General features: G+C 55.3%; 15 protein-coding genes. 8 read left to right on the top strand and 7 right to left on the bottom strand.

Annotated features, from left to right (window positions below; translation table 11 throughout):
- Positions 1 to 133 precede the first annotated feature (133 nt).
- The 6 genes from HGO37_RS16405 to HGO37_RS16380 form a co-directional block, all read right to left on the bottom strand.
- Positions 134 to 724, bottom strand: a complete 591-nt coding sequence (locus tag HGO37_RS16405) for a DUF2585 domain-containing protein (protein ID WP_250984247.1) — start codon at positions 722 to 724, stop codon at positions 134 to 136.
- Complete coding sequence (locus tag HGO37_RS16400) at positions 721 to 1,371, bottom strand: septation protein A (RefSeq protein WP_250984356.1); 651 nt, start codon at positions 1,369 to 1,371, stop codon at positions 721 to 723. Before HGO37_RS16400 ends, HGO37_RS16405 begins: the two co-directional genes overlap by 4 nt.
- A 2-nt stretch (positions 1,372 to 1,373) precedes the next feature.
- Complete coding sequence (gene ftsY / locus HGO37_RS16395; RefSeq protein WP_250984246.1) at positions 1,374 to 2,825, bottom strand: signal recognition particle-docking protein FtsY; 1,452 nt, start codon at positions 2,823 to 2,825, stop codon at positions 1,374 to 1,376.
- 20 nt (positions 2,826 to 2,845) lie between these two features.
- Complete coding sequence (gene mtaB, locus HGO37_RS16390; RefSeq protein ID WP_250984245.1) at positions 2,846 to 4,120, bottom strand: tRNA (N(6)-L-threonylcarbamoyladenosine(37)-C(2))-methylthiotransferase MtaB; 1,275 nt, start codon at positions 4,118 to 4,120, stop codon at positions 2,846 to 2,848.
- A complete protein-coding gene (gene dapF, locus HGO37_RS16385; protein WP_250984244.1) occupies positions 4,117 to 5,034 on the bottom strand; it encodes a diaminopimelate epimerase in 918 nt (305 codons plus the stop codon). Before dapF ends, mtaB begins: the two co-directional genes overlap by 4 nt.
- Before the next feature lie 170 nt (positions 5,035 to 5,204).
- Positions 5,205 to 6,272: an MBL fold metallo-hydrolase gene (locus tag HGO37_RS16380; RefSeq protein WP_250984243.1), complete on the bottom strand. Its 1,068-nt coding sequence runs from the start codon at positions 6,270 to 6,272 to the stop codon at positions 5,205 to 5,207.
- Positions 6,273 to 6,595: 323 nt separating this feature from the next.
- Here HGO37_RS16380 and ffh point away from each other — a divergent pair, with 323 nt between their 5' ends.
- The 5 genes from ffh (at position 6,596) to trmD (ending at position 10,361) form a co-directional block, all read left to right on the top strand.
- The gene (gene ffh, locus HGO37_RS16375; RefSeq protein ID WP_192490465.1) at positions 6,596 to 8,170 is read left to right on the top strand and encodes a signal recognition particle protein; all 1,575 of its coding nucleotides are present in this window, start codon (positions 6,596 to 6,598) and stop codon (positions 8,168 to 8,170) included.
- 8 nt (positions 8,171 to 8,178) lie between these two features.
- On the top strand, positions 8,179 to 8,496 hold the full coding sequence (locus HGO37_RS16370) for a chorismate mutase (protein WP_192490466.1): 318 nt from the start codon (positions 8,179 to 8,181) through the stop codon (positions 8,494 to 8,496).
- Between the two features lie 33 nt (positions 8,497 to 8,529).
- Complete coding sequence (gene rpsP / locus HGO37_RS16365) at positions 8,530 to 8,904, top strand: 30S ribosomal protein S16 (protein ID WP_250984242.1); 375 nt, start codon at positions 8,530 to 8,532, stop codon at positions 8,902 to 8,904.
- Positions 8,905 to 9,085: 181 nt separating this feature from the next.
- Positions 9,086 to 9,658 (top strand): ribosome maturation factor RimM, encoded by a 573-nt coding sequence (gene rimM / locus HGO37_RS16360; protein WP_192490468.1) that lies wholly within the window; start codon positions 9,086 to 9,088, stop codon positions 9,656 to 9,658.
- A 1-nt stretch (position 9,659) separates the two neighbouring features.
- Entirely contained in the window at positions 9,660 to 10,361 is a 702-nt protein-coding gene (gene trmD / locus HGO37_RS16355) for a tRNA (guanosine(37)-N1)-methyltransferase TrmD (protein WP_250984241.1), read from the top strand.
- On the opposite strand, the gene HGO37_RS16350 is transcribed toward trmD, so the two are convergent.
- On the bottom strand, positions 10,343 to 11,089 hold the full coding sequence (locus HGO37_RS16350) for a sulfite exporter TauE/SafE family protein (RefSeq protein WP_250984240.1): 747 nt from the start codon (positions 11,087 to 11,089) through the stop codon (positions 10,343 to 10,345). The genes trmD and HGO37_RS16350 overlap by 19 nt on opposite strands.
- 269 nt (positions 11,090 to 11,358) lie before the next feature.
- Between HGO37_RS16350 and rplS the strand changes: the two genes are divergently transcribed.
- From rplS to HGO37_RS16335, 3 genes are all read left to right on the top strand, one after another.
- A complete protein-coding gene (gene rplS / locus HGO37_RS16345) occupies positions 11,359 to 11,898 on the top strand; it encodes a 50S ribosomal protein L19 (protein ID WP_250984239.1) in 540 nt (179 codons plus the stop codon).
- A gap of 233 nt (positions 11,899 to 12,131) precedes the next feature.
- Positions 12,132 to 12,815, top strand: a complete 684-nt coding sequence (locus HGO37_RS16340; protein WP_192490472.1) for a response regulator transcription factor — start codon at positions 12,132 to 12,134, stop codon at positions 12,813 to 12,815.
- 167 nt (positions 12,816 to 12,982) lie between these two features.
- On the top strand, positions 12,983 to 13,438 hold the full coding sequence (locus HGO37_RS16335) for a cyclic nucleotide-binding domain-containing protein (protein ID WP_250984238.1): 456 nt from the start codon (positions 12,983 to 12,985) through the stop codon (positions 13,436 to 13,438).
- The last annotated feature ends 14 nt before the right edge of the window (positions 13,439 to 13,452 follow it).

Raw genomic sequence — 13,452 nt, 5'->3', positions numbered from 1 at the left:
TGCATCCGGTTCAATGCGTGATCCCCAGCGAGCATGGACATCTAGATGCTTTCCGTTAAGAATCCATTTGAAGTCAGCACGATGTGACATCAGTTATGTATTGTTTCATAACGATTGACGACTATTACACGGATCAGGAAATCGCGTTCTGCCATTCCTTGATGGCATCGATCGGCCACAGCAGCATGATGACATTGAGCGTCAGATTGTCTCGGATCAGCCACCCGGTGAACAGCTCAAAGACAACAGCCACCGCCACCGTCACCCAGACAGGCATGCGCGCGGCGAAGAAGAAACCAAGCGCCATGAAAACAGTGTCCATGGCCGAATTGAGAATACTGTCACCGGAGTAACCAAGCGCCATTGTGGCACTGCGATAGCGGTCGATAATCAGCGGTGAGTTTTCAAGCAGTTCCCAGGCTGCCTCGATCAGCACCGCAAATGACAGGCGCATAGCAATCGGTTGTTTGCGAAACAGCAGCCATGCAAGGCCGAAGAACAGGAAGCCGTGAATGATATGCGACGGCGTGTACCAGTCGGACAAATGCTGCGAGTTGCCCGGTGTGTTGACGCCCGGCTCGAACAGCTTGACGTAGCCGCACTCACAAATCGGAATACGGCCCATGAAATAAAGAATGACGATCTGCAGCAGCAGAAGTGCTGCGGCGACGCCAAACCATTTCAGCGATGAGCTACGGCTGACAGTGAGATCCGCAACGGTCATTTTTCGTCTTTCACCAGCGGTTCAACCGAGTGACGCATGATCAGCGGCATCTGTGCCATGGTGAACAAAACGGTGACCGGCATGGTGCCCCAGACCTTGAAAGCGACCCAGAAATCGGTCGAGGAGTTCCGCCAAACGACTTCATTCAACACCGCGAGAAACAGGAAAAAAATGCCCCAGCGAAGGGTCAGCTTGCGCCAGCCTTCGTCAGTCAGTTTGAAAGCGGAATTGAAGACGTAACCCAGCAACGACTGTCCAAACAGCAAACCACCCAGCAGGATCGCACCAAACAGAGTGTTGACGATGGTCGGCTTCATCTTGATGAAAGTGTCGTTCTGCAGCCACAATGTCAGCGCGCCAAACACAAACACCACGATGCCGGAGATCAGCGGCATCATCGGCAGTTTGCGGGTCATGATCCACGACACGATCAGCGAAGCGGCGGTGGCAATCATGAACAGACCAGTCGCGATAAAGATCGGGCCACCGAATTCGGTCAGCACCGGAAACTTTTCAGCAAGCCAGTCACCACGCGAATTGGCAAAGAAGAAAACCATCAACGGGCCAAGTTCCAGCACCATCTTCAACAGAGGGCTGGTCTCCTTGACCATATTTTCGCTTTCGCGCTGATTGCTTTCCACGTCCATCATCAAACTCCCGCAATCGCCTTCGCGAAATCTTCTGCCTCAAACGGTTCCAGATCGTCCACGCCTTCGCCCACGCCGATGAAATAAACCGGCAGCTTGTGCTTCGCAGCAATGGCAACGAGGATACCGCCGCGAGCCGTGCCATCCAATTTTGTCATAATCAGGCCATTCACACCCGCCACGTTGCGGAAAATCTCCACCTGGTTCATGGCGTTCTGGCCTGTCGTTGCATCAAGTGTTTGCAAGACAGTGTGAGGCGCATCTGGATCAAGCTTGCCAAGCACACGCACGATCTTTTCAAGCTCGGCCATCAACTCTGTCTTGTTCTGCAAACGGCCGGCCGTATCGATAATCAGAACGTCGCTTTTTTTGGCCCGCGCCTGCTCATAGGCGTCATAGGCAAGGCCAGCAGCATCAGCGCCCAGCTTCGTCCCGATGAACTCAGAACCGGTACGATCCGCCCAGATTTTCAACTGTTCAATCGCCGCGGCACGGAACGTGTCGCCCGCTGCAAGCATAACCTTGAGCCCGGAACCGGACAGTTTGGCCGCAAGCTTGCCAATGGTCGTGGTTTTGCCGGTACCATTGACACCCACCACCAGAATGACATGTGGTTTGTGATTGAGATCAAGCTGCAGCGGCTTGGCGACCGGGGTCAGCACCTTGGTGATTTCACCGGCCATGATGCGCGCCACATCTTCACCGCTGACATCCTTGCCATAACGCTCGGACGACAATGCACCGGTGATACGCATCGCAGTTTCGACGCCAAGGTCAGACTGGATCAGCAAATCTTCCAGCTCGTCCAGCGTGTCCTCGTCCAGCTTGCGCTTGGTGAACAACGCCGAGATCTGGCTGGTCAGTTGCGAAGAAGTCCGCGCCAACCCGGCACGAAGACGTTGAAACCATGTCAGCTTCTGCTGTGGTGTTTCTTCAACCGGCACAACAAGCTCGCTGGCTGTCGAAAAGCCTTTCGGCAGCACAGTCGCAGCCGTTTCCGCAATCGCAGATGAAATAACTTGTTCTTCGGCCTCAACAACGGCCTCGGTCTTATCAGCCGTTGTTACCGGCTCGTCTTCAATGACCGGTTCATCAGCGACGGCAAACGACGTTTCATCCTCTGCCGCTTCCGCTTCAACCTCGAGCAGCGAAAGAGGTACGACACCAATATCGCTCGCTTCCAATGCAGCAGGAAGCAGTGGCGCATCATCCGGTTCCGTCTGCGGTTCGACCTCATCAGACTGCATCACTTCATCGGGAGCAGGGCCACCAGCAGTTTCGACCTCGACCTCAAGCACCGGGTCATCGACGGGAGAATGTTGCTTCGCTTCGGCCAAAGCCTGTTCAAAGGCAGCTTCAGAAGACTGTTCCTTCAGGCCATTTGGTTCAGCCTTGTCGTCTTCGGCTTTGTCCTTGCCGAATGAAAAGACCTTTTTGATGAAGCCAAGGGCCATGATAGTTCCGTATCTTTTTCTCAGGCCGCGTTTGCGGCCAGAAGTTCCATTGTAAGGTGCTTGCCGTTGTGACCGGTAATCGCAACACGCGCAAGAGTGCGCGGCTCAAGCGATGGGGCTGCAACCAGCGTAAAATTATCGGTATGCGCAAAACCGTTGTTTTCAACCAGAATAGTCTGCTCGCTGCCAACCATATTTTGCAGATGACGAAGTTTTAGCACCTCACCCCGCTCACGCAGCCTTGCCGCACGCTCTTTCACCAGACCACGGTCGAGCTGCGGCATGCGCGCTGCCGGTGTTCCGGCACGCGGACTGTAGGGAAAAACATGCAAATTGGAAATGCCGCACTCTTCCGCAAGTGTGGCAGCATTTTCGAACATGTCTTCGGTTTCTGTCGGGAAACCGGCGATCATGTCAGCACCGAGTGCAATATCAGGCCGCAGAGCCCTTACCTCGTTGCAGAAACGAATGGCATCATCGCGCAGATGACGGCGCTTCATGCGTTTCAGGATCATGTCGTCGCCATGCTGCAGCGAGAGATGCAGATGCGGCATGAACCGTGGTTCATCGGCGATCAGATCCATCAAATGTTTGTCTGCTTCTATGCTGTCGATCGAGGACAGCCGCAAGCGCAAGATATCCGGCACCTGTTTCAGCAAGGTCTTGGCGAGATAACCAAGCGAAGGTTCGCCCGGCAAATCAGCACCATAACTTGTGGCATCCACCCCGGTCAGCACGATTTCGCAGTAACCGCTTTCGGTCAGTTTGCGAGCCTGCTCCACCACAGCACCCATCGGCACCGAGCGAGAATTACCGCGACCATAAGGAATGATACAAAAGGTGCAGCGATGATCACAGCCATTCTGTACCTGAATAAACGCGCGAACGTGCCCGTCAATATGTTTGACCATTTGCGGCGCTGTCGCCTTGATGCTCATGATATCGTTGACGCGCAGTTTTTCTTCCGCAGATACACCAAAATCCGGAAGGGCGCGGTAGGAAGCGCTTTTCAGCTTCTCCTCATTACCGAGCACTGCATCCACCTCAGGCATGTCGGCAAAGGTCAGCTTCTCGGTCTGTGCAGCACAACCGGTAACAATGATGCGGGCGTGCGGATTGTCGCGGCGCGCACGCCGAATGGCCTGGCGCGCCTGACGCACAGCCTCGCCCGTCACGGCACAGGTATTGACCAGAACGGCATTGTTGAGCCCGGCTTTTTCCGCCTCGGCCTTCATCACTTCCGATTCATAGGTATTGAGACGACAGCCGAAGGTAATGACCTCGACGCCGCTCATTTTACTGAAGCCTCACGGGACGATGTCTCACTGGCTTCATCGCGCTGCCAAGTGCCATTCTGCGGATCAACGGCACCGGACCATTCCCATTCGGCAGGACCGGTCATGATGACATGATCATCATCGCGCCATTCGATGGTCAGCGGCACACGGATCGGGCTTGAGGCAACATCGATGGTCACGGTACGCCCGGTTCTACCCGTGCGTGCCGCGCTGACGCCGGCTGCACAGGCGGCAGAACCGCAGGCAAGGGTCAGACCTGCACCACGTTCCCATGTGCGTGTGCGCAGTGATGCGTCTGACGTGACCTGCGCCAACGTTATATTGGCCTTTTCCGGAAACATCGGATGGTTTTCAAGCAGCGGACCGAAACGTTCCAGATCGAAGTCCATCGGATCACGATCTACCCAGAAGATCGCATGTGGATTGCCCATCGACATCACAGCCGGCGAATGCAGAATGGGATTGTCGATCGGCCCGATCTGCAATTCGATGCGGCTGGTATCATGGAACTCCTCGGACAGAGGAATTTCCTGCCAGCCAAACCTGGGCTTGCCCATGTCGACCGAAATCATGCCATCCTCGTGTTCTACAGCATTCAGAATGCCGGCAACAGTCTGGAAGGTGAAGGTCTTTTTGCCTGTTTCGGACGACAGCGCCTGCACCACACAGCGCGTACCATTGCCACACGCCTGCGCCTTGGTGCCATCGCAGTTGAGAATGTCGATATAAGCGTCGGTACCGGCAAGTTTGGGGTCATGGATCGCCATGATCTGATCGAACTGGGTGGCTGTATCCGCATTCAGCGCAATCGCAGCTTCCGGCGTGACCTTGTCAGTACGGCCGCGCATATCGACAACCAGGATCTTGTTTCCAAGTCCATTCATCTTCGCAAATTCGACCGTGTTCGCCATAGCTCGTGTACCTGATAGAGAAAATGCCCGTCACAGAGAGCAGGCTTATTTTGCCCTATATGGCGGAAAGTGCAGCAAATTACCAGCCTTGAGCCAACATGCATAGCATGCGTCAGCCGCGTATAACCATGGCTGCGAACAGTGGTTGGCCCTAATCCTGAAAAGGTCACTCACGCAGGAACGTCAAAAACCTCACCGGGACGCATCGGTCGGAAACGGCTGTGCTCCAGCCCTTTTTCATTGAGCGCCAGTTGAAGCGCAAACACCGGTGCATCAATCGCCTCATCAGTCAGTTGAACGGTACCCCAGTGATGACCGCAGACATGCCGCGCATCACATAGTACCATGCCCTCCACCGCCTCGGCCGGGTTCTGGTGTTGCCCCTTCATAAACCAGCGTGGTTCGTAGGCACCAAACGGCAGGTTTGCCAGGCGAAACGCGCCATGTTTTTCCTTCACAGCCCGATAGTTGTTGCCCTGAAAGAAACCGGTATCGCCAATGTGGTATATTTTACCACCCGGTGTCTCGATGACAAACGCCGCCCAGAGCGCCATACGCCGATCATTCAAACCACGCGCAGACCAATGATGGCAGGGCTCCACGTGAATTTTCACGCCGTTACCAGCGGTGATCACATCGCCCCAATCACCGACCTCTATCTTCGCATCAGGCACATCGGACAGGATAATGCTGTCATTGCCCAGTGGCGTAATGAATGTTGGTTTATGGGCAGCCTGCAATCGCTTCAAGGTCTCGATATCGAGATGGTCGTAATGATTATGTGTCACCAGAACGATGTCGATTGGCGGAAGATCCTCGAACACGATACCGGGCGGATTGACCCGCTTCGGGCCGGCGAAGGAAAAAGGGCTCGTCCGCTGCGACCACACCGGATCAGCCAGGATGTTCAGGCCGGCCGTCTGGATCAGGAAAGACGCGTGACCGACAAAAGTAATGCGCAAATCGGCGCCATTGACCCGCTGGTCCGGTTTTGCGGTCGGATAAGGACTGGGATAATCCTGCGGCCAAGTGGCCTTTGCACCGTTGGTGCGCCATTTCAAAAGATCAAAAAAATTCCCCGGAGGTTCACCACCGGGGTTAAAAAAACGTGTCCCGTCAAAGTGATCGGAAACCGGGCCGTGATAATAGCCAGCCGCCTTCGACTTGGTGGCGGCAAAAACACCACCCGCAGCAAGCGCGGCCAGAGCTGACAATCGAAAAAGGTTGCGACGTTTCATCGCGATGATATAGCCACGGCACCGGCTATATTCAATGTGACAGGACCTTGCTTTGCCATCACATTGCCGGGAGTTATTGCCCAAGGCCTCTAAAACACCTGAGAGCCTTGACTTTCCCATCACTTTCCTGTTTATCCGCACCGATTAGCTGGCAGTTTCAAGACTCCAAGCCACCGACCGGGACCCGAAAAGGTATAAAGAGATCCCGGAGGTCAACACCCGACAGCGCGTCGCGCCCTCGGGTGCTTTTTGGCTTTGCGTCTTGTTTTTGTCAGCAAAAGCACCGACGTTTCGGAAACCCCGGAACGAAGAAGGAAGAAACGATGTTTGAAAACCTCCAGGACCGCCTTGGTTCCATTCTAAATGGACTGACCGGCCGTGGCGCGCTGTCGGAAGCCGATGTATCGGCAGCCCTGCGCGAGGTTCGCCGCGCGCTTTTGGAAGCCGACGTGGCGCTGGAAGTCGTACGTTCCTTCACGGACAAGGTGCGTGAAAAGGCAGTTGGCGCTTCCGTTCTAAAGTCCATCAAGCCTGGCCAGATGGTTGTGAAGATCGTTCACGACGAGCTGGTTGAAATGCTGGGTTCTGAAGGCGTTTCAATCGACCTTCATGCACCGGCCCCTGTTGTTATAATGATGGTGGGTCTGCAGGGTTCTGGTAAGACAACCACCACCGGCAAAATCGCCAAGCGCCTGACCGACCGCGAGAAGAAGAAGGTGCTGATGGCATCTCTCGACACGCGTCGTCCAGCCGCCCAGGAACAGCTGCGCCAGCTTGGCGTACAGACCGGCATCGACACCCTGCCTGTTATCGCCGGACAGTCCCCGACAGATATCGCCGCACGCGCCGTTCAGGCTGCGAAACTCGGCGGCCATGACGTCGTCATCCTCGATACGGCTGGCCGTACCCACATCGACGAACCGTTGATGCTGGAAATGGCCGATATCAAGAAGAAGTCCAACCCGCATGAAATCCTGCTGGTTGCCGACAGCTTGACCGGTCAGGACGCCGTCAATCTCGCCCGCAATTTCGATGAGCGCGTTGGCATCACCGGCCTTGTCCTGACCCGTATGGACGGTGATGGCCGCGGCGGTGCCGCCCTTTCGATGCGCGCTGTTACCGGCAAGCCGATCAAGCTGATTGGTACGGGCGAGCGTATGGGCGAACTGGATGAATTCCATCCACGCCGTATCGCAGACCGTATTCTCGGCATGGGCGACATTGTTTCGCTGGTTGAAAAAGCCGCTGAAAACATCGACGCCGAAAAAGCCCGCGCCATGGCCGAAAAAATGGCCAAGGGCAAATTCGACCTCAATGATCTTGCTGACCAACTTGCCCAGATGAAAAAGATGGGCGGCATGGGCGGCATCATGGGTCTGATGCCCGGCATGGCAGGCATGAAGGACAAGATGGCTTCGGCCGGTCTGAACGACAAGATGTTCGACCGCCAGATCGCCATCATCTCGTCGATGACCAAGGCTGAGCGTGCCAATCCTGATATGCTCAAGCATAGCCGCAAAAAGCGTATCGCTGCCGGTTCCGGCACCGATGCCGCCGAAATCAACAAGCTGCTCAAGATGCATCGCGGCATGGCCGATATGATGAAAGCCATGGGCGGTAAAGGCAAGGGCGGCATCATGAAGCAGATGATGGGCGGCCTGGCAGGTAAGATGGGCCTTGGCGGCATGGGTGGAATGGGCGGCATGCCTGATCTCGCCAACATGGACCCCAAGCAGCTTGAAGCCTTGCAGAAGCAGGCCGAAGCCGCAGGACTGACCAAACCAGGCGCAATGCCAGGCCTCGGTGGCCTGCCAGGCGGACTTCCCGGTCTGGGCGGCGGCGGATTGCCCGGCCTTGGTGGAATTCCCGGCCTACCCGGCTTTCCGAAGAAGAAGTGAGTGCGATCATGACCAATTCTGAAGTGAAAGCCCAGCTCGCAGAATACCGCCAGTCCATCGACAACATCGATGCGGCACTGGTCCATGTTCTGGCTGAACGGTTCCGCTGCACCAAGGCAGTCGGTGTCCTGAAAGCCAAGTACGAATTGCCGCCGGCAGATCCGGCGCGCGAAGAATACCAGATCGAACGCCTTCGCCGTCTGGCAAAGGATGCCAATCTGGATCCGGATTTCGCCGAGAAGTTCTTGAACTTCATCATCAAGGAAGTCATCCGGCATCATGAAGCAATCGCTGCCGAACATGGCAGCAACGAAAAGACCGCCTGATAGGCGGACACGACATCTCAAGGAGTAAATGACATGACACTTAAAATTCGTCTGGCACGCGGTGGTTCCAAGAAGCGCCCTTACTACCAGATTGTAGTTGCTGACGCCCGTTCGCCACGCGACGGCCGTTTCCTCGAAAAGGTTGGTTCCTGGAACCCAATGCTGGCCAAGGACAACCCACTGCGCATCGAACTGAACGCTGACCTGGTGAAGACCTGGCTCGAAAAGGGCGCACAGCCAACCGATCGCGTTCTGCGCTTCCTGAACGAAGCTGGCATTGCTGAGCGTGCAACACGCAGCAACCCAGACAAGGCAAAGCCAGGCAAGAAGGCTCTGGAGCGTATTGCTGAGAAGAAGCAGAAGGCTGAAGACGCCGCTGCTGCTGCAGAAGCTTCTGCTGCCGAATAAGTCCGGCATTTATGCATCAAAAAGCGGGTGGCATGGTTCATGCTGCCCGTTTTTGTTTTGAAACACTTGAGCCATCGACGTTTTAAAAGCGTAACCGGCCGGGTTTCAGGCATTTTTTGTTTCAATTTCGAATGCATGCTTTTACAAGCATCTTCATCAACATTCTCCAACGGACGAGCCCATGGCAAAGCTGGAAAACCCGATTCTGATGGCCAAGATCGGCGCGGCGCAAGGCCTGCGCGGTGAAGTGCGCGTCAGCTCCTATACAGACGACGCTATGGCGCTCGGCGATTACGGCAACCTTGTAGCGGCTGACGGACGTGTTTTCGAAATTCTCGAAATGCGCGAGAACAAGACGGTGGTGATCGTCAGGTTCCGTGGGATCAACGACCGCAATGCGGCAGAAGCCCTGAACGGTCTTGAGCTTTTCATCGATCGGGAAAATCTACCCGACGACGAACTTGATGATGACGAGTTTTTCTACACCGATCTGGAAGGGCTTGAAGCCGTTGACGCCGATGGCAAGAGCTATGGTTCGGTCACCGCCGTTCATGACTTTGGCGCTGGCGACCTTTTGGAGCTGAAAGGCGCGGGAAGACGCCCTGCCCTTATCCCTTTCTCGGAAGCGGCGGTTCTTGAAATCGATCTCGAAGCTGGCAAGATCCTCATTGACCCGATGGCCGCCGGACTGATCGATAACCCCGACGATGGCAAGGACGATCCCGACCATCCGGTCTTCGGCAAGAAGAAATAACATGACTTTCAAGGCCACCGTCCTGACACTCTACCCGGAAATGTTTCCGGGACATTTGGGCTACTCACTCGCTGGCAAGGCGCTTGAGCGTGAACAGTGGACGTTGGAAACGGTGCAGATCCGCGAATTTGCAACAGACAAACATCGCAGCGTGGATGACACGCCCGCAGGCGGTGGTGCCGGAATGGTGCTGAAGCCGGACGTTCTGGCACGGGCCATTGATCACGTCTCGCAGGGTGATAACAGACCACGTCTGTTGATGAGCCCACGCGGAAAGCCTTTGACACAGGAGCGCGTGCGCCAACTGGCCGAGGCAGAAGGCGCCATTATCGTTTGCGGTCGCTTTGAAGGCATCGACCAGCGGGTGATTGATGCCCGCAATCTCGAAGAGGTCTGCATTGGCGATTACATTTTGTCCGGCGGTGAACCGGCAGCGCTGACGCTTCTGGATGCGGTGGTGCGTATTCTGCCAGGCGTGATGGGCAACGACCTCTCTGGCGTGCATGAGAGTTTCGAGGGCGGCCTGTTGGAACACCCGCACTATACCCGTCCTCAAGTGTGGGAAGAGCGCGATATTCCCGCTGTTCTGACCTCTGGAAACCACGCTGCCATTGAAAAATGGCGACGCGAACAGGCACTCGCCCTGACACGCGAACGTCGGCCTGATCTTCTGCCAAAAGACAGTCAGAGCGTTAAGAAATAATACCCTGTCAGCATGGTTCCGACGGCAACGACAAGCAGACGCACCAGCCACTGCGGCACACGTCTTGCGATATGAACCCCAACATATCCGCCGATCGCAGCACCTGGGATCATCACCAGCGCCGCCATCCATGAGACAACGCCTCCACTGACAAAAACAACAATGGCGATAAAGGCAACGACGACCGACAGCTGGTTTTTCAACGCGTTCATGTAGTGATAGCTGCCACCGGTCGTCAGGCCGAGGACGGCCAACATCATGATGCCAAGACCGGCGCTGAAAAAGCCGCCGTAGATGGACACCAATCCCTGACACACCACACTGGACAGGTTACCCGCCGAACGCTCCGTGCTGGATTTGGGCCTCAGCCACGGACCGGCGGCAAAAAGCACGGTTGCAGCAAGCAACAGCCAAGGCACCAGTTGCCGGAAGGAACTGTTGTCCAACGACAGCAAGAGAAGCGCACCCATCAATGCGCCAATCACTGAAACGATGCACAACACAACGGCCTCGCGCCAATGGCGCCTGATTTCCGGTAGGTAGGCGATGGCCGAGGTGACATAGCCCGGAAACTGGACGATCGCGGATGTCGCATTGGCAGAGATCGGTGTGATGCCAGCCAGTGTCATGGCACCAAATGTCAAAAACGTGCCACCACCGGCAATGGCATTGGCTACTCCCGCAAAAAGCCCTGTCGCAAATAAAAGAACTGCCATAAAGATCGACATGGAACCTCTCCCGGGAATGGGCATGCCATATAGCGTGCTTTTGAGCCTCGCAATCCATGCTGAACCGGCTTTTGGTGATAAATATTGCGTTTAATGGGATGACAAATGCGCCACTTTGCTGTATTTGCGCCCGTGGAAATGGGAAATATCCCTTAACCGCAAGCAAAGAATGGTGAATTCGCTCCTGCCGCAAGGCAAACCCTCAAGGCTTTGATCCAAGAGGACTATGTTGAGCGCTCTGGCTGTTTCAGAAGAAATCAGAGGTTAATATGACTAACATTATCGAACAGCTGGAAGCAGAACAGGCCGCCAAGATTGCTGCCAAGCGCACCCTGCCTGAGTTCTCCCCAGGTGACACCGTTCGCGTTAACGTACGCGTTACGGAAGGTACCCGTACACGCGTACAGGCTTACGAAGGCGTCGTTATTGCCCGTTCAGGCGGCGGCATCAACGAAAGCTTCACAGTTCGCAAAATCTCCTACGGCGAAGGCGTTGAGCGCGTATTCCCGATGTACTCTCCGCTGGTTGAAGGCGTTGAGGTTGTTCGTCGCGGTAAGGTTCGTCGCGCGAAGCTGTACTACCTGCGCGACCGTCGCGGTAAGTCTGCACGTATCATTGAAAACACTGGTACACGCGCTCGCAAGCTGAACGACGCTGAGCGTCAGGCAATTGCCGAAGAAAAGGCACGTCTGGAAGCTGAAAAGGTTGCAGCAGCACAGGCTCTGGCCGCCGAAAAGGCAGCAGCAGACGCCGCTGAAGCAAAGGCTGCAGAAGAAGCAGCAAAGGCAGCAGAAGCAACTGCTGAATAAGATTTCGAATGAGGCCTCGGCCTCGTTCTGGATATCGGAAGGCCGCACCGGAAACGGGGCGGCCTTTTTATTTGCGCTGACGAGGTACTTTGAGCGCGAAAAACAACCCGAAAATCATGGCAGGAGGCACTAATCGCCCATTATCACGCTTTTTTGCCTTTTATCCTGCGTTCTGAGCACTAAATATGAGTTCGAACCGCAAACAAGTTATTGAAACAAAAGGCAAGCAACGCATGACGGCTCGAACAATCCTTCTTGTTGACGACGATGATGACCTGCGTGAGACGCTGAGCGAGCAGTTGTCGCCCTATGAGGAGTTCTCGCTGCTGACAGGCGCAAACGCTGCCAAGGCCATCCAGACGGTCAAGGACGCGCAGGTTGACTTGCTGATCATGGATGTTGGCCTGCCTGACATGGATGGGCGTGAAGCGGTCAAATTGATGCGCAAGGGCGGCTTCAAGGCACCAATCATCATGCTGACAGGCCATGACACCGATTCCGATACAATCCTCGGTCTCGAGGCTGGCGCTAACGACTACGTCACCAAACCGTTCCGCTTTGCGGTGCTGCTGGCGCGCATCCGCGCACAGTTGCGCCAGTACGAGCAGAGTGAAGACGCCGTCTTTACGGTTGGTCCTTACCAGTTCAAGCCGAGCCAGAAGCTTCTGACGACGGAAGACAACAAGAAGATCCGCCTGACGGAAAAAGAAGCAGCGATCATCCGTTATCTTTACAGAGCCGGAAATGCGGTTGTCACCCGCGACGTTCTGCTGGAAGAGGTCTGGGGCTATAACTCTGGTGTAACCACTCATACTTTGGAAACACACGTCTACCGCCTGCGCCAGAAGATTGAACGCGATCCTTCCAACGCCGAAATCCTTATTACCGAAAACGGCGGCTACAAGATCGTTCCGTGAATTTTGCGTTCGTAAGTGTGACCGACACGTCAGATCTCACTACAAGCGCAGGAAAACGATATGACAGTGCGTTTCCATACCTTACTCGGGCTGGAAATGCACTGCGTTTTGGTGTTTTGATGCGAGCAATATCTCTTTAAAAAACGCAACGCATTGCGGAGCATGTTATGGCATTGATGGACGACATTCGGCTGCTTTCGCAGGTTCCGCTGTTTGCGGGCCTCAGCGAAGATCAGTTGCGTCTGATCGCCTTTGGTGCCGAGCGTCGACGGGTGTCGACGGGTCAGTTGCTGTTTCGTGAAAACTCACCGGCCGAATGCGCTTTTCTGGTGATCAAGGGATTGTTTGAACTGTCCAACATGGGGCGTAGCGGAAAGCCTGTTCTGGCCACACGGTCGGGTGAAGGCACGCTTCTGTCGGAACTCGCACTGTTTACGCTGTGTGAACGTAAATTCACGGCCGTTGCAGCAGAAGATTCAGAAGTTATCAGGATAACCCGCACCCTCTTCCACCGTCTGGTCGAAGAATATCCTGATGTGGCCGACATGGTTATCGCACGTATTCGCGATAACCTCGCATCACTGGCATCTGGCGCTGCGGCCATGCAGCACCGTTTCAACTAAAAATTCCCGAAACC

Origin of the sequence: Rhizobium sp. CG4, from assembly GCF_023701965.1 — a bacterium.
GTDB lineage: Bacteria > Pseudomonadota > Alphaproteobacteria > Rhizobiales > Rhizobiaceae > Agrobacterium.
Note: the sequence above shows the minus strand (reverse complement) of the source record. Positions and strands in the feature narration are given on the sequence as shown.

Coding starts and splice junctions, on each gene's coding strand:
- HGO37_RS16405 (WP_250984247.1), bottom strand. CDS start 724: ATGACCGTTGCGGATCTCACTGTCAGCCGTAGCTCATCGCTGAAATGG.
- HGO37_RS16400 (WP_250984356.1), bottom strand. CDS start 1,371: ATGGACGTGGAAAGCAATCAGCGCGAAAGCGAAAATATGGTCAAGGAG.
- ftsY (WP_250984246.1), bottom strand. CDS start 2,825: ATGGCCCTTGGCTTCATCAAAAAGGTCTTTTCATTCGGCAAGGACAAA.
- mtaB (WP_250984245.1), bottom strand. CDS start 4,120: ATGAGCGGCGTCGAGGTCATTACCTTCGGCTGTCGTCTCAATACCTAT.
- dapF (WP_250984244.1), bottom strand. CDS start 5,034: ATGGCGAACACGGTCGAATTTGCGAAGATGAATGGACTTGGAAACAAG.
- HGO37_RS16380 (WP_250984243.1), bottom strand. CDS start 6,272: ATGAAACGTCGCAACCTTTTTCGATTGTCAGCTCTGGCCGCGCTTGCT.
- ffh (WP_192490465.1), top strand. CDS start 6,596: ATGTTTGAAAACCTCCAGGACCGCCTTGGTTCCATTCTAAATGGACTG.
- HGO37_RS16370 (WP_192490466.1), top strand. CDS start 8,179: ATGACCAATTCTGAAGTGAAAGCCCAGCTCGCAGAATACCGCCAGTCC.
- rpsP (WP_250984242.1), top strand. CDS start 8,530: ATGACACTTAAAATTCGTCTGGCACGCGGTGGTTCCAAGAAGCGCCCT.
- rimM (WP_192490468.1), top strand. CDS start 9,086: ATGGCAAAGCTGGAAAACCCGATTCTGATGGCCAAGATCGGCGCGGCG.
- trmD (WP_250984241.1), top strand. CDS start 9,660: ATGACTTTCAAGGCCACCGTCCTGACACTCTACCCGGAAATGTTTCCG.
- HGO37_RS16350 (WP_250984240.1), bottom strand. CDS start 11,089: ATGTCGATCTTTATGGCAGTTCTTTTATTTGCGACAGGGCTTTTTGCG.
- rplS (WP_250984239.1), top strand. CDS start 11,359: ATGACTAACATTATCGAACAGCTGGAAGCAGAACAGGCCGCCAAGATT.
- HGO37_RS16340 (WP_192490472.1), top strand. CDS start 12,132: ATGACGGCTCGAACAATCCTTCTTGTTGACGACGATGATGACCTGCGT.
- HGO37_RS16335 (WP_250984238.1), top strand. CDS start 12,983: ATGGCATTGATGGACGACATTCGGCTGCTTTCGCAGGTTCCGCTGTTT.